Below are 19,763 nucleotides of genomic sequence, written 5' to 3' on the forward strand. Positions count from 1 at the left end.
GCTTACCGCCGCCTGAAAGCGCAGGGTTTAAAGCGCTCGCAATTGTACTGGTTACGGGGCGTTCAATTTCGGTTGGACGCCCCCTGAGTCTCACTCCGACGGGAGCTAATCCGTGAAAGACTTACTTAAGTTTCTGAAAGCGCAAACTAAGACCGAAGAGTTTGATGCGATCAAAATTGCGCTGGCTTCGCCAGACATGATCCGTTCCTGGTCTTTTGGTGAAGTGAAAAAGCCAGAAACCATTAACTACCGTACTTTTAAGCCAGAGCGCGATGGTCTGTTCTGTGCCCGTATCTTCGGGCCGGTAAAGGACTATGAGTGCCTGTGTGGCAAGTACAAGCGCCTCAAACACCGTGGTGTGATTTGTGAGAAGTGCGGCGTTGAAGTGACCCAGACTAAAGTACGCCGTGAGCGTATGGGCCACATCGAACTGGCGTCGCCGACTGCGCACATCTGGTTCCTGAAGTCACTGCCATCGCGTATCGGCTTACTGCTGGATATGCCACTGCGTGACATCGAGCGCGTGCTCTACTTTGAATCTTACGTGGTAATCGAAGGTGGCATGACCAACCTCGAGAAGCGTCAGATCCTGACTGAAGAGCAGTACCTTGACGCTCTGGAAGAGTTCGGTGACGAGTTCGACGCCAAAATGGGCGCCGAAGCAATCCAGGCCCTGTTGAAAAACATGGATCTGGAGCAGGAGTGCGAGCAGCTGCGTGAAGAGCTGAACGAAACTAACTCCGAAACCAAACGTAAAAAACTGACTAAACGCATCAAGCTGCTGGAAGCGTTCGTCCAGTCTGGCAACAAGCCAGAGTGGATGATCCTGACCGTGCTGCCTGTTCTGCCACCGGACCTGCGTCCGCTGGTACCGCTGGATGGTGGTCGTTTCGCCACGTCGGATCTGAACGATCTGTATCGTCGCGTGATCAACCGTAACAACCGTCTGAAGCGCCTGCTGGATCTGGCTGCGCCAGATATCATCGTGCGCAACGAAAAGCGTATGTTGCAGGAAGCGGTCGATGCACTGCTGGACAACGGTCGTCGCGGTCGTGCGATCACCGGTTCCAACAAGCGTCCGCTGAAATCGCTGGCTGACATGATCAAAGGTAAGCAGGGTCGTTTCCGTCAGAACCTGCTGGGTAAACGTGTCGACTATTCTGGTCGTTCGGTCATCACCGTTGGTCCATACCTGCGTCTGCATCAGTGCGGTCTGCCGAAGAAAATGGCACTCGAACTGTTTAAACCGTTCATTTACGGCAAGCTGGAACTGCGTGGCCTGGCCACCACCATCAAAGCCGCGAAGAAAATGGTTGAGCGCGAAGAAGCCGTTGTCTGGGATATCCTCGACGAAGTGATCCGTGAGCACCCGGTTCTGCTGAACCGTGCGCCTACGCTGCACCGTCTGGGTATTCAGGCCTTTGAACCGGTTCTGATCGAAGGTAAAGCGATCCAGCTGCACCCGCTGGTTTGTGCGGCTTATAACGCCGACTTCGATGGTGACCAGATGGCTGTTCACGTACCGCTGACGCTGGAAGCCCAGCTGGAAGCGCGTGCGCTGATGATGTCGACCAACAACATCCTGTCACCTGCGAACGGCGAGCCAATCATCGTTCCTTCTCAGGACGTTGTACTGGGTCTGTATTACATGACCCGTGACTGTGTTAACGCCAAAGGCGAAGGCATGGTGCTGACTGGCCCGAAAGAAGCTGAGCGTATTTATCGCGCCGGCCTCGCCTCTCTGCATGCTCGCGTTAAGGTGCGTATCACCGAACACGAGAAGAATGAGCAGGATGAGTGGGTTGCTAAAACCAGCATCATCGATACTACGATTGGCCGTGCCATCCTGTGGATGATCGTGCCAAAAGGTCTGCCTTTCTCCATCGTTAACCAGGCGCTGGGCAAAAAAGCTATCTCCAAAATGCTTAACACCTGTTACCGCATTCTGGGCCTGAAGCCGACCGTTATCTTTGCTGACCAGACCATGTACACCGGTTTCGCTTACGCTGCCCGTTCAGGCGCGTCAGTCGGTATCGACGACATGGTTATTCCAGAGAAGAAAGTGGAAATCATCACCGAAGCGGAAGCAGAAGTGGCTGAGATCCAGGAGCAGTTCCAGTCTGGTCTGGTAACCGCAGGCGAACGTTATAACAAAGTCATCGATATCTGGGCCGCAGCCAACGAACGTGTTGCCAAGGCGATGATGGAAAACCTCTCTACCGAAGTCGTGATTAACCGCGACGGCGAAGAAGAGCGTCAGGTTTCCTTTAACAGCATCTTTATGATGGCTGACTCCGGTGCGCGTGGTTCTGCTGCACAGATTCGTCAGCTGGCCGGTATGCGTGGTCTGATGGCGAAGCCAGATGGCTCCATCATCGAAACACCAATCACGGCGAACTTCCGTGAAGGGTTGAACGTACTCCAGTACTTCATCTCAACCCACGGTGCACGTAAAGGCCTGGCGGATACCGCACTGAAAACAGCGAACTCCGGTTATCTGACGCGTCGTCTGGTTGACGTTGCCCAGGATCTGGTGGTTACCGAAGATGACTGTGGTACACACGAAGGCATCATGATGACGCCTGTCATTGAAGGTGGCGACGTTAAAGAGCCACTGCGTGAACGTGTACTGGGTCGTGTGACTGCTGAAGACGTTCTGAAGCCGGGTACTGCTGATATTCTGGTCCCACGCAACACGCTGCTCGATGAGCACTGGTGTGACGTGCTGGAACTGAACTCAGTCGACAGCCTTAAAGTCCGCTCGGTGGTAGGTTGTGAAACCGACTTTGGTGTGTGCGCGCATTGCTACGGTCGCGACCTGGCACGTGGTCACATCATCAACAAAGGTGAAGCGATTGGTGTTATCGCGGCACAGTCCATCGGTGAGCCAGGTACACAGCTGACGATGCGTACGTTCCACATCGGTGGTGCGGCATCACGTGCGGCTGCTGAATCCAGCATTCAGGTGAAGAACAAAGGTACCATCAAGCTGACCAACGCCAAGTCGGTAACGAACTCGGCAGGCAAGCTGGTGATCACCTCGCGTAACGTTGAACTGAAAATGATCGACGAATTTGGTCGTACCAAAGAGAGCTATAAAGTTCCTTACGGTTCTACCATGGCGAAAGGTGATGGTGAGCAGGTTGCAGCGGGCGAAACCGTCGCAAACTGGGATCCGCATACCATGCCAGTTATCACCGAAGTGGGCGGTTTCATTCGCTTCACGGATATGGTTGATGGCCAGACGATTACCCGTCAGACAGATGATTTAACCGGTCTGTCTTCACTGGTGGTTCTGGACAGTGCTGAACGTACTGCAGGCGGTAAAGATCTGCGTCCTGCGCTGAAAATTGTTGATGCCAACGGCAACGACGTTCTGATCCCGGGCACCGACATGCCGGCTCAGTACTTCCTGCCAGGTAAAGCGATTGTTCAGCTGGAAGATGGCGTTAAGATCAGTGCCGGTGACACGTTAGCGCGTGTTCCACAGGAATCTGGCGGTACCAAGGATATTACCGGTGGTCTGCCACGCGTTGCTGATCTGTTCGAAGCGCGTCGTCCGAAAGAGCCAGCTATTCTGGCGGAGATCAGCGGCATCATCTCCTTCGGTAAAGAGACCAAAGGTAAGCGTCGTCTGGTCATTACTCCGCTGGATGGTAGCGAGCCGTACGAAGAGATGATTCCGAAATGGCGTCAGCTGAACGTGTTCGAAGGTGAACGTGTTGAGCGCGGTGACGTAGTTTCCGATGGCCCAGAGTCTCCACATGACATCCTGCGCTTGCGTGGCGTGCATGCGGTGACCCGTTACATCACTAACGAAGTGCAGGAAGTTTACCGTCTGCAGGGCGTTAAGATTAACGATAAGCACATCGAAGTCATCGTTCGTCAGATGCTGCGTAAAGCAACCATCGTGAGCGCAGGAAGTGCAGACTTCCTGGAAGGTGAGCAGGCTGAATTCTCTCGCATCAAGATCTCTAACCGTGATCTGGAAGCGAACGGAAAAGTCGGCGCAACCTTCATGCGTGACCTGCTGGGTATTACCAAAGCGTCACTGGCAACCGAATCGTTCATCTCTGCAGCCTCGTTCCAGGAGACCACACGTGTCCTGACCGAAGCAGCAGTAGCAGGCAAGCGCGATGAACTGCGCGGCCTGAAAGAGAACGTCATCGTGGGTCGTCTGATCCCAGCCGGTACCGGTTATGCGTACCATCAGGATCGTATGCGCCGCAAAGCGGCAGGTGAAGTTCCGGTTGCACCGCAGGTGACTGCGGATGAAGCCTCAGCCAGCCTGGCTGAACTGTTGAACGCCGGTCTCGGCGGCAACAAAGACGATTAATCGTCCTTTGCCTGATAAAAACCCTGCCTCGGCAGGGTTTTTTTTTGTCTCAGATTCAGCCATTCCAGTCACTGCGGCTGATACCAATATCTTTCAGCTGACTGTCGCTTAACTTCGACAGGATGAGGCGTGTCTCACGCCGCAGCTGCCAGCGTTTGTAACTGCGCCACAGATAACGAACCAGGTGGTAAGGCGTGCCTGTAAACGGTTTAGCTGCGCGATTCTCGTCATATCCCATGATAGTGCCCTCAGTGAAGTGTCTGAGGACCATTTTCAGTGGATCGCTCTGTATGATACAGACGCAAAAATCACTTTTATTTAACATACAGATTGCCGTCAGTACGATCTGAATGGTAAAAAAGAGTCGGAACTGTACTGGTTACTGCTCAGCCTCTGAGCCTGTGGAGATACAATGACCCGCTATGAACATCTGGCTACGCTGCTGGCTCAGCGTATCGAACAAGGCTTATATCGCAGCGGTGAGCGCCTGCCTTCAGTACGCAGTCTGAGTACGGAGCATGGCGTCAGTATCAGTACCGTGCAGCAGGCTTATCATCTGCTGGAAGAGAAGCAGATGATTACGCCGCAGTCGCGCTCCGGCTATTTTGTGGCGTCACGCAAAGCAACGCCGCCGATCCCGGCGCTGACCCGCCCCGCACAGCGGCCGGTTGAGGTGACACAGTGGGATGCGGTGCTGGAGCTGATTAACAGCCGTCTGGAAGATGATGTTTTGCAGCTGGGCAGCGGCATGCCCGATCTGACCCAGCCGACGCTTAAGCCACTGTGGAAAGCTTTCAGCCGCCAGGCGCAGAAGCAGGACATGGCGCTGCTGAATTATGACAGTCTATATGGTGTGCTCGCTTTGCGGCAACAGGTTGCACGGCTGGCGATAGACAGCGGCTGCCAGCTCACCGCCGATGACATTGTCATTACTACCGGCTGTCATGAAGCATTATCGGTCGCCGTACGTGCAGTCTGCGAGCCGGGGGATATCATTGCCGTTGAATCACCGTCGTTTCACGGCATTATGCAAACTCTGCGCGGCTTTGGCATTCGTGCCATCGAGATCCCAACCGATGCAGTCACCGGCATCAGTCTGGAAGCGCTGGAGCTGGCCTTTGATCAATGGCCGATTAAAGCGGTTGTTGTTGTGCCGAACTGCAATAATCCGCTGGGATTTATCATGTCTGAGCCGCGTAAGCGGGCTTTGCTGGTGCTGGCGCAGCGGTTTGACGCGGCAGTGATTGAAGATGATGTCTATGGTGAGTTAGCCTGGGAATATCCGCGTCCGCCTACCATCAAATCGCTGGATCTCGATGGCCGGGTGTTGCTGTGCAGCTCCTTTTCGAAAACGCTGGCGCCAGGTTTACGCGTTGGCTGGGTTGCACCAGGCCGCTATCGTGACCGCGTGCTGCACATGAAATATATTGTCACCGGCTCCACCGCCACACAGCCTCAGCATGCGGTCTCCGAGTTTATCCGTCAGGGCCATTATCAGCCTCATCTGCGCCGGATGCGGCAACTCTATCATCGTAACTATGAAACTTTTAGCTGCTGGGTACGCCACTACTTTCCCTGCGGCATCTGCGTTTCCCGTCCTCAGGGCGGTTTTCTGATGTGGATAGAACTTCCCGAAGCGTTTGATGCGGTTCGTCTTAACCGGGAACTGCGCGAGTCAAAAATTCAGATTGCTGTGGGTTCACTGTTTTCAGCGTCGGGGAAATACCGTAACTGTCTGCGCTTAAACTACGGGCTGCCGATCAACGAGCAGACTGAACAGGCACTGGCGCGGGTGGGTGCGGCCGTCGAGCGCGCCATGCTCTCGTGCCAGCATGAGACCCAGGCTTCAGCCTCCACGCTCGCATAGCGAAGAGAAGAAGCAGGGCCGGCAAGAGGAGGGATCCGGCCCTGGTCAGATAACCTTAACCTGACGGATGCCACGTTAAAGTTTTGGATCACAGCACGCCAGCGGCAACATGCACCTTTGCGCGGCACTTTCCCGGAATAATGCTGGCTTTACCGATTTTGCAGCCGCTATGCGCGACAGGTTCCATAAATGCTTAGTCGCCTGGTCCTGCCAGCGCCAGAAGGGTGCGCGTTGCGGCACGCCAGTCATCTGCCTGAGTAATCGCACTCACCACAGCAATACTGCCTACGCCGGTGGCCAGCACCTCGGGTGCCCGCGCAATCGAGATACCACCAATCGCCACGGTGGGAATATGCGTCAGCCGTGTCAGATGCCGTTTCAGCTGCTCAATGCCCTGCGGCGAAGAAGGCATCTCTTTGGTCTGCGTCGGGAAAATATGCCCAAGTGCGATGTAAGAGGGCTGGATTGCCAGAGCGCGATCCAGTTCCGCATCGTCATGGGTGGAGAGCCCCAGACGCAATCCTGCCTGATGAATGCGAGCAAGATCGGCGACATCGAGATCCTCCTGACCCAGATGTACGCCATAAGCCTGATGTTTAATCGCCAGCTGCCAGTAGTCATTGATAAACAGGCGGGCGTCGTAGCGTTTACCTAACGCAATCGCCTGAGCAATGGCGGGTTCGGCGACCTCATCAGGCCGATCTTTGATGCGCAACTGCATCGTGCGAACGCCCGTTTCAAGCAGGCGTTCGATCCACTCGGGGCTATCAACCACCGGATAAAGTCCCAGGCGCGGGACGGTAGCGGGAAATGCGGGCATCGTTACTCCTCCTTAATGGCATCGGCGGGGTGATAGAGCTCACCGCCGCGGCTGCGGAAACGATCTGACACCTGCGCCATGCCCACTTCAACCGGCTCGGCACGGGCATCCTGGCGTGTCGCAAACTCGCGCACCTCCTGGGAAATTTTCATCGAGCAGAATTTAGGGCCGCACATTGAGCAGAAATGGGCCACTTTGCCTGACTCCTGCGGCAGGGTTTCATCATGCATTGCCCGCGCCGTATGGGGATCCAGCGCAAGGTTAAACTGATCTTCCCAGCGGAATTCAAAGCGTGCTTTAGACATGGCGTTATCACGGATCTGCGCTCCAGGGTGGCCTTTCGCCAGATCGGCAGCATGCGCTGCGATTTTGTAGGTGATCAATCCCTGCTTCACGTCCTCTTTGTTCGGCAGACCCAGATGCTCTTTGGGCGTGACGTAGCACAGCATGGCACAACCAAACCAGCCAATCATGGCGGCACCGATACCCGAGGTGAAATGGTCGTAGCCGGGCGCGATATCAGTGGTCAGCGGCCCAAGCGTGTAGAAGGGAGCTTCATTGCACAGATCGAGCTGTTCAGTCATATTACGGCGGATCATATGCATCGGCACATGTCCCGGACCTTCAATCATCACCTGAACGTCATACTCCCAGGCAATACGCGTCAGTTCGCCCAGGGTACGCAGTTCGGCAAACTGCGCCTCATCGTTGGCATCCTGAATGGAACCCGGACGCAGACCATCGCCCAGCGACAGGGAGACATCGTAAGCGGCGCAGATTTCACAAATCTCGCGGAAGTGCTCATACAGGAAGCTCTCCTGATGGTGGGACAGGCACCATTTCGCCATGATCGAGCCACCCCGCGAGACAATTCCCGTGAGGCGTTTCGCCGTCATCGGGACATAACGCAGCAGTACGCCCGCGTGAATAGTGAAGTAATCGACGCCCTGTTCCGCCTGCTCCAGCAGCGTGTCCCGGAATATTTCCCAGTTCAGCGCCTCGGCCACGCCATTCACTTTTTCCAGCGCCTGATAGATCGGCACGGTCCCGATGGGCACCGGGCTGTTTCGCAAAATCCATTCTCGCGTTTCATGAATATAGCGACCGGTAGAGAGATCCATCACCGTGTCGGCACCCCAGCGGGTCGACCACACCAGCTTTTCTACTTCTTCCTCGATAGAAGAGGTGACTGCCGAGTTACCGATGTTGGCATTGACCTTGACGAGGAAGTTACGGCCAATGATCATCGGCTCCGATTCAGGATGATTGATATTGGCAGGGATAATGGCGCGTCCGTCAGCGACCTCCTGACGGACAAACTCGGGTGTGATATCGGCGGGCAGATGCGCGCCAAAACTGTGCCCCGGATGCTGTTGCAGCAGCACCTCACTGCGGATTCGCTCACGGCCCATGTTTTCCCGCAGGGCGATGAACTCCATCTCCGGGGTAATCATGCCCTGACGGGCATAGTGCAGTTGCGTGACACGGCGGCCTGCACGGGCGCGTCGCGGTGTTGGCAGGTGATCGAAGCGCAGATGATCCAGCCCCTCGTCAGCCAGTCGCTGCTGGGTATAGCCCGAGCTGTTCTGCTCAAGAAGCTCACTGTCGTCGCGTTCAGCAATCCAGCGTGCGCGCAGCTTTTCCAGACCGCGATGCACATCAATCTGTGCCGCGGGATCGCCATACGCACCTGCCGTATCATAGACCGGCACCGCTTCATTTTGCTCATAGAGAGGCTGTTCTTTGTTGCCGCCGATATGGGTCGGGCTTAGGGTGATTTCACGCATCGGCACGCGAATATCTTCCCGGCTACCGGTAATCCAGACGCGACGGGACTGAGGAAAAGCACTGCCGCTTTGCAGGGAATCGATAAATTCCTGCGCCTGGGTACGCTGTTCACGACGGGACATTTTTGGGTCAGACATAGCAATCTTCCTGTTAAGGGGGAACGATGCTTGTCCGGAGTTCGGAAGGAGTAACCGTATAGACAGCACAGGCATGCTGGCATACAGAGAAGTTTTACTCTTGTTCCCTACGCAGGTTCTAACCTGGTCAGGTTCCGCGGATCCCGAATTAACGGTCTCAGCCCAACTGGGCACTCCGACAAGAAGCGGTTTTTTCGCGGGTGTCTGATAACAGACTCGGGCGTAAAAACCTCACATTTCAAAGCTAAAATAAAAAAGGTTCTTTGGAGAGCGCTCCTCAGAACCTGTTCAGCATAAAAGGGCTACAGGATAATCTCAAGCCCTTTGCCATTGTTAACCACTAAGCCGGACGCGCGATTTGGCTGTCATTCGCCACTGGTGGCGTAGCAAGCTGGTTATCCCAGGCCAGCTGAATCAGCTTATCTTCCAGCGTAAAGCGTGATTCCAGCACTTCACCCACTTCGGAGAGAGCCTGCTGGAAGGTCATGCAGTTTTCATCATCAATGGCCTGCTGCAGGTGACCGTCATACAGCTGCATCAGACGCTCAGTGTTTGCCTCCAGCGGAGGGTAGATCTGCGCGGCGGCGATCATCGGGCTGTCGCCACTCATTTCACTGATCACGCGCTCATAGATACTGAAGTGACCGGCAGAAAGATAGTCGACCAGGCCGTGACAGAAGTTGTCGAGTGCCTGCTCATCAAGACGCGTCAGCGCCTCTTTTTTAGGTTTAAGACCGACCAGGTGATAATAGGTCACCAGTAGCTGGCGACGCGCTTCAAGCCACGAATCGACCAGTTCATTACTGCCACCTACGCGTTCAGCCAGGACGTCTAACTGGTTAAGCATATCTAACTCCATGTGAGTTATAGTTGTTTATCTACACACTTAACATCAGGGCTTCAGCGTGCGAGTTGACGCTAAGGATGACGAAATAAATGCAATGCGAAATCTCAAGCGTAGACGCTGGATGGTGGATTGTCAGCCATGAACAAAAACTTTGGTTGCCACAAGGTGATTTACCCCACGGAAACGCCGAAAAATTCGGTTTAACTGGCAGTAAGGCCCGGACCATTGGTGAATGGCAGGGCGAAAAAGTCTGGCTGATTTGTGAGCCGCGTTCCTCCGATATGTTCTCCGTGCGACAGCTGATCGATCAGGATGTGGCGCTGTTTCAGCTGGTGGGTCGCGGTGTACAGCTGGCGGAGTTCTACCGCTCTCATCGCTGGTGCGGCTATTGCGGACATGAGATGCACCACAGCAAACATGAATTTGCCTGTCTCTGCAGTCATTGCCGTGAGCGTTACTATCCGCAGATCGCGCCCTGCATCATTGTGGCTATCCGTCGCGGCGATGAAATCCTGCTGGCGAATCATGCCCGCCATCGCAACAAGGTCTACACCGTGCTGGCCGGTTTTGTGGAGGTCGGCGAGACGCTGGAGCAGGCCGTTGCCCGGGAAGTGATGGAAGAGAGCAATATCCGCGTCAAAAACGTCCGTTACGTGACCTCCCAGCCGTGGCCCTTCCCGCAATCGCTGATGACGGCGTTCATGGCGGAGTATGACAGCGGCGATCTGCAACATGACGGTAAAGAGCTGCTGGATGCCGCCTGGTTCCGTTTTGATGCGCTGCCTTTGCTGCCACCGCCAGGCACGGTAGCGCGCCGCCTGATTGAAGATACCGTCGCCCTGTGCCGCGCCGAAGCGTGAAAGTGCTACACTACACGCCTGTTATTGAGAGAGTGTTGAGATGAGTGAACTGAAGAACGATCGTTATTTGCGTGCCCTGTTACGTCAGCCGGTTGATGTCACGCCGGTATGGATGATGCGACAAGCCGGGCGCTATTTGCCGGAGTACAAAGCGACACGCGCCCAGGCGGGTGATTTCATGTCGCTGTGTAAAAACGCCGAGCTGGCCTGTGAAGTGACCCTGCAGCCGCTGCGCCGTTATCCGCTGGATGCCGCCATCCTCTTCAGTGACATCCTGACCATTCCGGATGCGATGGGACTGGGTCTCTACTTTGAAACCGGCGAAGGCCCGCGTTTCTCTAATCCTGTGACCTGCCGCGCTGACGTTGAGCGTTTGCCGGTGCCCGATCCTGAAATGGAGCTGGGCTATGTGATGAATGCGGTCCGCACCATCCGTAAAAACCTGAATGGCGATCTGCCGCTGATTGGCTTCTCAGGCAGTCCGTGGACGCTGGCCACCTACATGGTGGAAGGCGGCAGCAGTAAGGCCTTTACTAAAATTAAGAAGATGATGTATGCCGATCCGGCGACGCTGCACGCGATGCTGGATAAGCTGGCCGACAGCGTCATCCTCTATCTCAACGCTCAGATCCGCGCCGGAGCGCAGTCCGTCATGGTCTTTGATACCTGGGGCGGCGTGCTGACCGGTCGTGACTATCGCGAATTCTCCCTGCACTACATGCACAAGATTGTCGATGGCCTGCTGCGTGAAAACGACGGCCGCCGCGTGCCGGTGACGCTCTTTACCAAAGGCGGCGGACAGTGGCTGGAAGCGATGGCTGCCACCGGTTGTGATGCGCTGGGTCTCGACTGGACCACCGATATTGATGATGCACGCCGCCGCGTAGGCGACAAAGTTGCGCTGCAGGGCAACATGGATCCCTCTATGCTCTATGCGGCACCTGAACGTATCGAGCAGGAGGTGGCCGGTATTCTGGAGCGTTTTGGCTCAGGCACTGGTCATGTCTTTAATCTGGGGCATGGCATTCATCAGGACGTTCCGCCCGAAAATGCCGGTGTCTTTGTTGATGCTGTGCATCGTTTATCGCGTCCCTGGCATCAGGAGTAATTATGGACATTGCCGCACTTCGCGCTGAGCAGTTACAACGCGCCGCTGACGTGGTGCGTGAAGATGACTTTGACGTTCTGCCGCCCCGCTTTATTGGCGGGGCAGACGTTGGGTTTGAGCAGGACGGCACCGTCACGCGGGCGGCGATGGTGATACTGGAATATCCCTCGTTAAAACTGGTGGAGCATCGCATCGCGCGCGTTGAGACCACCATGCCCTATATTCCGGGCTTTCTCTCCTTCCGTGAATATCCGGCGCTGATGGCTGCCTGGCAGATGCTGGAGCAAAAGCCTGATCTGTTGTTCGTGGATGGACACGGTATTTCGCATCCAAGACGGCTGGGCGTCGCATCGCATTTTGGCCTGCTGGTCGATGTGCCCACTATTGGTGTTGCGAAAAGTCGTCTCTGCGGGCGTTTTGACGATCTGGATGCGCAGCCTGGCAGCCGTCAGCCGCTGATCGACAAAGGTGAGCAGATAGGCTGGGTATGGCGCAGCAAGCTGCGTTGTAATCCGCTGTTTGTCGCCACCGGTCATCGTGTCAGCCTGGATACGGCGCTGCAGTGGGTCGAAAACTGTACGCGCGGTTACCGGTTGCCGGAACCTACCCGCTGGGCCGATGCGGTTGCCTCTAACCGAACCGCTTTCCAGCGCTGGCAAAACGCGCTTTAACACTGTTTGTGCTGCGGTTTTGCAGTTACACTGCGGCCAGAGAAACGAATAAGAGCCACCTTTATGTTACAGAACCCCGTTCATCTGCGTCTGGCGAAGCTGGAAAGCTGGCAGCACCTGACTTTTATGGCCTGCCTGTGCGAACGCATGTATCCCAACTATCGCGCATTCTGCGAGCAGACTGAATTTGCCGATCCGGCACTCTATCGCCGGATTCTTGATCTGATCTGGGAAAACCTGACGGTCAAAGATGCGAAGATTAACTTCGACAGCCAGCTGGAAAAACTCGAAGCCGCCATTCCTGATGGCGATGCATTTGAGGTTTACGGCGTTTATCCGGCTATCGATGCCTGTGTGGCATTAAGCGAAGTCGTTCATGCGCAGCTGAGCGGCGAAACGCTTGAGCATGCTATTGAAGTCAGCGAGACCTCAATTACCACCGTCGCTATGCTGGAGATGACCCAGGCTGGACGCGAAATGACCGATGAAGAGCTGCGTGAAAACCCGGCTATCATCGATGAGTGGGACCTCCAGTGGGAGATTTTCCGTCTGCTGGCGGAGTGTGAAGAGCGCGACCTTGAATTGATTAAAGGTCTGCGATCTGACCTGCGTGAAGCGGGAATTAGTAACATCGGTATAAATTTCCAGCAGTAAGGCGATAAAACGTGACTTCAGGCCCGAATTAGCGCGCCTGAAGGCTTCACATTGGCCCCCTGTCTGGTCTACATTTGGGGGGCTGAAAATTGTGGCTATCGGTGCGTGCAGGCAGAAGAGTGCCAGAATATGGCTTTTCCCTCGCACTCGTTGCTTAGCAAGCGATAAATACACTTTAAGGATAACTTATGAACAAGACTCAACTGATTGATGTGATCGCAGAAAAAGCTGACCTGTCTAAAACCCAGGCAAAGGCAGCGCTGGAATCGACTCTGGCTGCGATCACTGAGTCTCTGAAAGATGGTGATGCTGTACAACTGGTTGGTTTTGGTACTTTTAAAGTGAACCACCGCGCTGAGCGTACCGGTCGTAACCCGCAGACTGGCAAAGAGATTAAAATCGCTGCAGCAAACGTACCGGCATTCGTGTCTGGTAAAGCGCTGAAAGACGCCGTTAAGTAAGACGTCGCACTGCGGTTAAGCTTTAAAACAGGGGGCGTTTCGCCCCTTTTGTTTTTAAGAGGCCAGCCATCATGATTCCGCTGTTACCGCGTTTATCTGTTCTGTTTCTCTCTCTGTTTCTTTTCGGCTGCAGCTCGACTCCGGATATACCTCCCTTTTCTGCCAGTGGCTATCTTGCCGATCGTGGTGTTGTTCGTATCTGGCGCAAAAATAGCGACCATCAGTCAGTTCATATCCGCACCCTCTATACGCCGTTCAGTGGCGGTGAAGGTGAAGTGACTGACTATGTCTGGCTGGAAGAGTCATTGATCAGCATTCAGCGCCAGGTGAAGGGCAAACAACCTGACGATGTAACCCTGCGCTTCGACCAGGCGGGTGGTCTCAACTTTATGCAGCGCCAGCTTGCAGGCCGGCGTGAAGCGGTCAGCCCGGATGCGGTTGAACTCTATAAGTTTGATGCCGAGCGCATGCGTAACCTCAGCGATGCGCTGTTAAGCGGTCAGGTGTTCCTGAAACAGGGACACTGGCTGGGAAACAATGTGCTGGAGAATTGTGAAGGCCAGCAGGTCAGACCCGCTTTTGATGCTGACGAGGTGCAGATGCTGACACAGCAGCAGCGTAGCGCATCGGCACCGCTGATGGTGTCATGGCTTGAAGCACCTGAAGGAATTCAGTTGTTGCGGGTCAGTCAGAAGGATGACTGCTCACAGCAGCCGACAGAAGACGATATGTGAAGTGAAAAGGGGGCACCAGGTGCCCCCTTCGCTTATTTGCGGTTAATAGCGCGGTAGCCGATATCGCGGCGACAGAAACTGCCCTGCCATGAAATTGGCTTTGTCAGCTCGTAAGCCCGCTTTTGTGCCGCAGCGACATCGTCACCCAGCGCAGTGACGCACAGCACGCGGCCACCGTTCGTCAGTACCCGATCCTCTTCCAGACGTGTTCCGGCGTGGAATACCTTGCCGTCGGCAACCTCTTCCAGTGGCAGCCCATGAATCTGATCGCCCTGAGCGTAATTACCCGGATAACCGCCTGCCGCCAGTACCACACCCAGCGCAGGACGGGGATCCCATTGTGACTTTTTCTGATCCAGCTTACCGTCACAGGCAGCCAGGCAAAGATCGACCAGATCCGACTGAAGGCGCAGCATGATCGGCTGCGTTTCCGGATCGCCGAAGCGGCAGTTAAATTCGATTACTTTCGGCTGCCCGGTGTGGTCGATCATCAGACCGGCATAGAGGAAACCGGTGTAGACGTTGCCTTCTGCGGCCATGCCACGCACGGTTGGCCAGATAACCTGATCCATCACGCGCTGGTGGATCTCATCGGTGACAACCGGAGCCGGTGAGTAGGCCCCCATACCACCGGTGTTCGGACCAGTGTCGCCATCGCCGACGCGTTTGTGATCCTGGCTGGTGGCCATCGGCAGTACATGCTCGCCGTCTACCATCACGATGAAGCTGGCTTCTTCGCCATCCAGAAACTCTTCAATCACAATGCGGTGTCCGGCATCGCCAAACGCGTTACCGGCCAGCATATCCTGAACCGCATCCTCAGCTTCCTGCAGCGTCATTGCGACAATCACGCCTTTACCTGCGGCCAGGCCGTCGGCTTTAATAACGATGGGCGCACCTTTCTCACGCAAATATGCGAGAGCAGGCTCAACGTCGGTAAAGTTCTGATACGCCGCGCTGGGGATTTGGTGACGTGCCAGAAAATCTTTGGTGAAGGCTTTAGAGCCTTCCAGCTGTGCCGCGGCCTGCGTCGGACCAAAGATAGCCAGCCCTGCCTTACGGAAGGCATCCACGACGCCAATCACCAGCGGCGCTTCCGGCCCGACAATCGTCAGATCGATCTTTTCACGCTGGGCAAATTCAAGCAGGGCAGGGACATCTGTCGCACTGATCGCGACGTTCTGCAGCGCAGGCTCTAATGCGGTGCCCGCATTACCTGGCGCGACAAATACGGTTTCCGCCAGTGGCGACTGGGCCGCTTTCCAGGCCAGAGCATGTTCACGTCCGCCATTGCCGATTACTAAAATTTTCATCTGTTACTCTCCAGAACGATTAATGGCGGAAGTGACGCATGTCGGTGAAGATCATCGCAATGTCATGCTCATCGGCTGCCGCAATCACTTCTTCATCGCGGATGGAGCCACCTGGCTGGATAACGCAGCTCACGCCTGCCGCGGCGGCGGCATCAATACCATCGCGGAACGGGAAGAAGGCATCTGACGCCATGGCTGAGCCTTTCACTTCCAGACCTTCATCGGCTGCTTTAATACCCGCAATTTTAGCGGAGTAGACGCGGCTCATCTGACCCGCGCCAATGCCGATAGTCATGTTGTCGCGTGCATACACAATGGCATTGGACTTAACGAACTTCGCGACTTTCCAGCAGAACAGCGCATCACGCAGCTCCTGTTCTGTTGGCTGGCGCTTGCTGACTACACGCAGCTGGCTGGCGTCCACCATGCCGAGATCACGATCCTGGACCAGCAGGCCGCCATTGACGCGTTTAAAATCCAGCGCGGCAGTGCGGTTTTGCCACTGGCCGCAGATCAGGACACGAACATTCTGTTTCGCAGCGGTAATTTTTAGCGCGGCTTCGGAAACGGCAGGCGCGATGATCACCTCAACAAACTGGCGGCTGATAATCGCCTGTGCCGTCGCTTCATCCAGCTCGCGGTTAAAGGCAATGATGCCGCCGAACGCGGAGGTCGGGTCGGTCTGGTAAGCACGCTCATAGGCTGCCAGCAGATTGTCACCGGTCGCGACACCACAGGGGTTAGCATGCTTAACAATGACGCAGGCGGGTTCACTGAACTCTTTAACGCATTCCAGTGCCGCATCCGTGTCAGCAATATTGTTATAGGAGAGCGCTTTGCCCTGAACCTGCTGCGCGGTCGCTACTGACGCTTCAGTAATGTTCTCTTCTATATAGAAGGCAGCATCCTGATGGCTGTTCTCGCCGTAACGCATATCCTGCTTCTTAATGAAGTTCAGATTCAGGGTACGCGGGAAACGGCCAGCGGGCTGATTGCGTTCACCGTGATAGGCCGGCACCAGGGTACCGAAGTAGTTAGCGATCATGCTGTCATAGGCGGCGGTATGTTCGAAGGCTTTGATGGCCAGATCGAAACGGGTCTCAAGCGTCAGCGCGTTCTCATGCGCATCCATTTCAGCAATGATGGCGTCGTAGTCACCGCTGCTGACCACAATGGCGACATCTTTATGGTTCTTGGCAGCAGAGCGCACCATGGTCGGGCCACCGATGTCGATGTTTTCCACCGCCTCTTCCAGTGAACATCCTTCACGGGCGACCGTCTGTGCAAAGGGATAGAGGTTAACGACCACCATGTCGATTGGGCTGATGTCGTGCTGCGCCATGATGGCATCATCCTGGCCGCGACGACCCAGAATGCCGCCATGCACTTTCGGATGCAGGGTTTTGACGCGTCCATCCATCATTTCCGGGAAACCGGTGTAGTCAGAGACTTCAGTAACAGCCAGACCCGCATCCGCCAGAAGGCGAGCGGTTCCACCTGTGGAGAGCAGTTCGACACCGCGACTTGAGAGCGACTGAGCAAATTCGAGGATACCGGCTTTGTCAGAGACACTGAGCAATGCGCGGCGTACAGGACGAGGTTGTTGCATGGTGGTTTATCCCTTGGCTTTGTTTCGCGTATATAAGAGCGTTACGTCAGGCTTTACAGCGGTTTTCTCTTCTATATAAGAAGAAAAGATCAAAAACCTCAGGTAACGCCCCGAAAAGGGGTGTCCGGAATATTGCCCGGCATTGTAGCGAAAACGTTTGCGTGATGCTCGCCTAAATTCATTCAGCCTGCTCTGTGTGGATAACATTGTGCGTAACTGCGTATAACAGCGGCTTTTGCTGTGGAATGCAGCGAACGCTCTTTTTTATGCAATTTATGGGTTGCGACTCTCCGGCAACTCCCTATAATGCGCATCCATCAACACGGCACACCGGAAACGGGAAACGGGTTGAAGGTTCAGGAGACTGACCCGCCGGAGAAAAACTTCTGAGAAAGAGGTTGACTCTGCAGGAGGAAAGCGTAATATACGCCACCTCGCGACAGGACGCTAACGCACTGTTCGCACTGCTCTTTAACAATTTATCAGACAATCTGTGTGGGCACTCGCAGGATTGATATCAGCGTCTCCGGACGCACAAAAATATCAAAGCCTCACGAGTGAACACATAATGAAATTCATTATGACGTTTTACAGATGAGCATCGCTGCACTTGTTGCAGCAAATCAAACTTAAATTGAAGAGTTTGATCATGGCTCAGATTGAACGCTGGCGGCAGGCCTAACACATGCAAGTCGGACGGTAGCACAGAGAGCTTGCTCTCGGGTGACGAGTGGCGGACGGGTGAGTAATGTCTGGGGATCTGCCCGATAGAGGGGGATAACCACTGGAAACGGTGGCTAATACCGCATAACGTCGCAAGACCAAAGAGGGGGACCTTCGGGCCTCTCACTATCGGATGAACCCAGATGGGATTAGCTAGTAGGCGGGGTAATGGCCCACCTAGGCGACGATCCCTAGCTGGTCTGAGAGGATGACCAGCCACACTGGAACTGAGACACGGTCCAGACTCCTACGGGAGGCAGCAGTGGGGAATATTGCACAATGGGCGCAAGCCTGATGCAGCCATGCCGCGTGTATGAAGAAGGCCTTCGGGTTGTAAAGTACTTTCAGCGGGGAGGAAGGCGGTGCGGTTAATAACCGCGCCGATTGACGTTACCCGCAGAAGAAGCACCGGCTAACTCCGTGCCAGCAGCCGCGGTAATACGGAGGGTGCAAGCGTTAATCGGAATTACTGGGCGTAAAGCGCACGCAGGCGGTCTGTTAAGTCAGATGTGAAATCCCCGGGCTTAACCTGGGAACTGCATTTGAAACTGGCAGGCTTGAGTCTTGTAGAGGGGGGTAGAATTCCAGGTGTAGCGGTGAAATGCGTAGAGATCTGGAGGAATACCGGTGGCGAAGGCGGCCCCCTGGACAAAGACTGACGCTCAGGTGCGAAAGCGTGGGGAGCAAACAGGATTAGATACCCTGGTAGTCCACGCCGTAAACGATGTCGACTTGGAGGTTGTTCCCTTGAGGAGTGGCTTCCGGAGCTAACGCGTTAAGTCGACCGCCTGGGGAGTACGGCCGCAAGGTTAAAACTCAAATGAATTGACGGGGGCCCGCACAAGCGGTGGAGCATGTGGTTTAATTCGATGCAACGCGAAGAACCTTACCTACTCTTGACATCCACGGAATTCGGCAGAGATGCCTTAGTGCCTTCGGGAACCGTGAGACAGGTGCTGCATGGCTGTCGTCAGCTCGTGTTGTGAAATGTTGGGTTAAGTCCCGCAACGAGCGCAACCCTTATCCTTTGTTGCCAGCGATTCGGTCGGGAACTCAAAGGAGACTGCCGGTGATAAACCGGAGGAAGGTGGGGATGACGTCAAGTCATCATGGCCCTTACGAGTAGGGCTACACACGTGCTACAATGGCGCATACAAAGAGAAGCGACCTCGCGAGAGCAAGCGGACCTCACAAAGTGCGTCGTAGTCCGGATCGGAGTCTGCAACTCGACTCCGTGAAGTCGGAATCGCTAGTAATCGTGGATCAGAATGCCACGGTGAATACGTTCCCGGGCCTTGTACACACCGCCCGTCACACCATGGGAGTGGGTTGCAAAAGAAGTAGGTAGCTTAACCTTCGGGAGGGCGCTTACCACTTTGTGATTCATGACTGGGGTGAAGTCGTAACAAGGTAACCGTAGGGGAACCTGCGGTTGGATCACCTCCTTACCTGAAGATACCTTCCGGCGCAGTGTCCACACAGATTGTCTGATAAAAAAGTAATGAGCAGGACGGCTGCGAAGTCGTGACACTATCGTGTCCCCTTCGTCTAGCGGTTAGGACTCCGCCCTTTCACGGCGGCAACAGGGGTTCGAATCCCCTAGGGGACGCCACCTGCTTGGTGACAGGTGAAAGATGTCTCCATACAGTATCTCAAAGCCGTTCTGGCTGCGTAAGCAGCCGGGTCGCGTTTGAGATATTTGCTCTTTAACAATCCGGAACAAGCTGAAAATTGAAACGACGTGTCGCTTTCATTCTCCGTAACAAGAATGAAAAACGCGGCACGTTCGAGTCTCTCAAATGCTTGCAGTCTGCAGCGTTGCAAAACGCCTGTGG

Annotated in this window: 14 protein-coding genes, 1 tRNA gene, 1 rRNA gene and 1 riboswitch; of the genes, 10 read left to right on the forward strand and 6 right to left on the reverse strand. The window is 55.0% G+C overall.

The annotated features are described in order from the left end of the window. Positions 1-112 precede the first annotated feature (112 nt). On the forward strand, positions 113-4,336 hold the full coding sequence (gene rpoC, locus AC6I8J_RS01155; protein ID WP_013359734.1) for a DNA-directed RNA polymerase subunit beta': 4,224 nt from the start codon (positions 113-115) through the stop codon (positions 4,334-4,336). 55 nt (positions 4,337-4,391) lie between these two features. Here rpoC and AC6I8J_RS01160 read toward each other — a convergent pair whose 3' ends face one another. Beyond that, positions 4,392-4,574, reverse strand: coding sequence for a DUF1127 domain-containing protein (locus tag AC6I8J_RS01160; protein ID WP_033734941.1), 183 nt, complete (start codon positions 4,572-4,574; stop codon positions 4,392-4,394). A 174-nt stretch (positions 4,575-4,748) separates the two neighbouring features. Between AC6I8J_RS01160 and AC6I8J_RS01165 the strand changes: the two genes are divergently transcribed. Further along, complete coding sequence (locus AC6I8J_RS01165) at positions 4,749-6,203, forward strand: aminotransferase-like domain-containing protein (protein WP_440830011.1); 1,455 nt, start codon at positions 4,749-4,751, stop codon at positions 6,201-6,203. A gap of 193 nt (positions 6,204-6,396) precedes the next feature. Here the strand turns inward: AC6I8J_RS01165 and thiE are convergent, their stop codons facing one another. From thiE to rsd, 3 genes are all read right to left on the reverse strand, one after another. Next, entirely contained in the window at positions 6,397-7,023 is a 627-nt protein-coding gene (gene thiE / locus AC6I8J_RS01170; protein WP_161736283.1) for a thiamine phosphate synthase, read from the reverse strand. Positions 7,024-7,025: 2 nt separating this feature from the next. Then, positions 7,026-8,948 (reverse strand): phosphomethylpyrimidine synthase ThiC, encoded by a 1,923-nt coding sequence (thiC, locus tag AC6I8J_RS01175; RefSeq protein ID WP_497825008.1) that lies wholly within the window; start codon positions 8,946-8,948, stop codon positions 7,026-7,028. An 87-nt stretch (positions 8,949-9,035) separates the two neighbouring features. Then, positions 9,036-9,136, reverse strand: a riboswitch (TPP riboswitch). A gap of 152 nt (positions 9,137-9,288) precedes the next feature. Further along, positions 9,289-9,795, reverse strand: coding sequence for a sigma D regulator (gene rsd / locus AC6I8J_RS01180; protein WP_161736285.1), 507 nt, complete (start codon positions 9,793-9,795; stop codon positions 9,289-9,291). Between the two features lie 89 nt (positions 9,796-9,884). Here rsd and nudC point away from each other — a divergent pair, with 89 nt between their 5' ends. The 6 genes from nudC to AC6I8J_RS01210 all read left to right on the forward strand — a co-directional run bounded on the left by nudC (position 9,885) and on the right by AC6I8J_RS01210 (position 14,283). Next, entirely contained in the window at positions 9,885-10,655 is a 771-nt protein-coding gene (gene nudC, locus AC6I8J_RS01185) for an NAD(+) diphosphatase (protein WP_161736286.1), read from the forward strand. Positions 10,656-10,695: 40 nt separating this feature from the next. Continuing rightward, positions 10,696-11,763, forward strand: a complete 1,068-nt coding sequence (hemE, locus tag AC6I8J_RS01190; protein ID WP_013359742.1) for a uroporphyrinogen decarboxylase — start codon at positions 10,696-10,698, stop codon at positions 11,761-11,763. Between the two features lie 2 nt (positions 11,764-11,765). Then, positions 11,766-12,434, forward strand: coding sequence for a deoxyribonuclease V (nfi, locus tag AC6I8J_RS01195; protein ID WP_161736287.1), 669 nt, complete (start codon positions 11,766-11,768; stop codon positions 12,432-12,434). A gap of 63 nt (positions 12,435-12,497) precedes the next feature. Continuing rightward, positions 12,498-13,088, forward strand: a complete 591-nt coding sequence (locus tag AC6I8J_RS01200) for a YjaG family protein (RefSeq protein WP_013359744.1) — start codon at positions 12,498-12,500, stop codon at positions 13,086-13,088. 188 nt (positions 13,089-13,276) lie between these two features. Next, entirely contained in the window at positions 13,277-13,549 is a 273-nt protein-coding gene (hupA, locus tag AC6I8J_RS01205; RefSeq protein ID WP_003850136.1) for a nucleoid-associated protein HU-alpha, read from the forward strand. Positions 13,550-13,620: 71 nt separating this feature from the next. Then, positions 13,621-14,283: a DUF1481 domain-containing protein gene (locus tag AC6I8J_RS01210; RefSeq protein ID WP_161736288.1), complete on the forward strand. Its 663-nt coding sequence runs from the start codon at positions 13,621-13,623 to the stop codon at positions 14,281-14,283. 32 nt (positions 14,284-14,315) lie between these two features. Here AC6I8J_RS01210 and purD read toward each other — a convergent pair whose 3' ends face one another. Then, complete coding sequence (gene purD / locus AC6I8J_RS01215) at positions 14,316-15,596, reverse strand: phosphoribosylamine--glycine ligase (protein WP_161736289.1); 1,281 nt, start codon at positions 15,594-15,596, stop codon at positions 14,316-14,318. A gap of 19 nt (positions 15,597-15,615) precedes the next feature. Continuing rightward, entirely contained in the window at positions 15,616-17,205 is a 1,590-nt protein-coding gene (purH, locus tag AC6I8J_RS01220) for a bifunctional phosphoribosylaminoimidazolecarboxamide formyltransferase/IMP cyclohydrolase (RefSeq protein WP_222924733.1), read from the reverse strand. A gap of 631 nt (positions 17,206-17,836) precedes the next feature. Here purH and AC6I8J_RS01225 point away from each other — a divergent pair. Continuing rightward, positions 17,837-19,376: ribosomal RNA gene (locus AC6I8J_RS01225) — 16S ribosomal RNA — on the forward strand. A gap of 89 nt (positions 19,377-19,465) precedes the next feature. Beyond that, positions 19,466-19,540: transfer RNA gene (locus AC6I8J_RS01230), tRNA-Glu, on the forward strand. Positions 19,541-19,763: the final 223 nt, after the last annotated feature.

The organism is Pantoea sp. X-Soil-ISGK-355 (genome assembly GCF_059730805.1).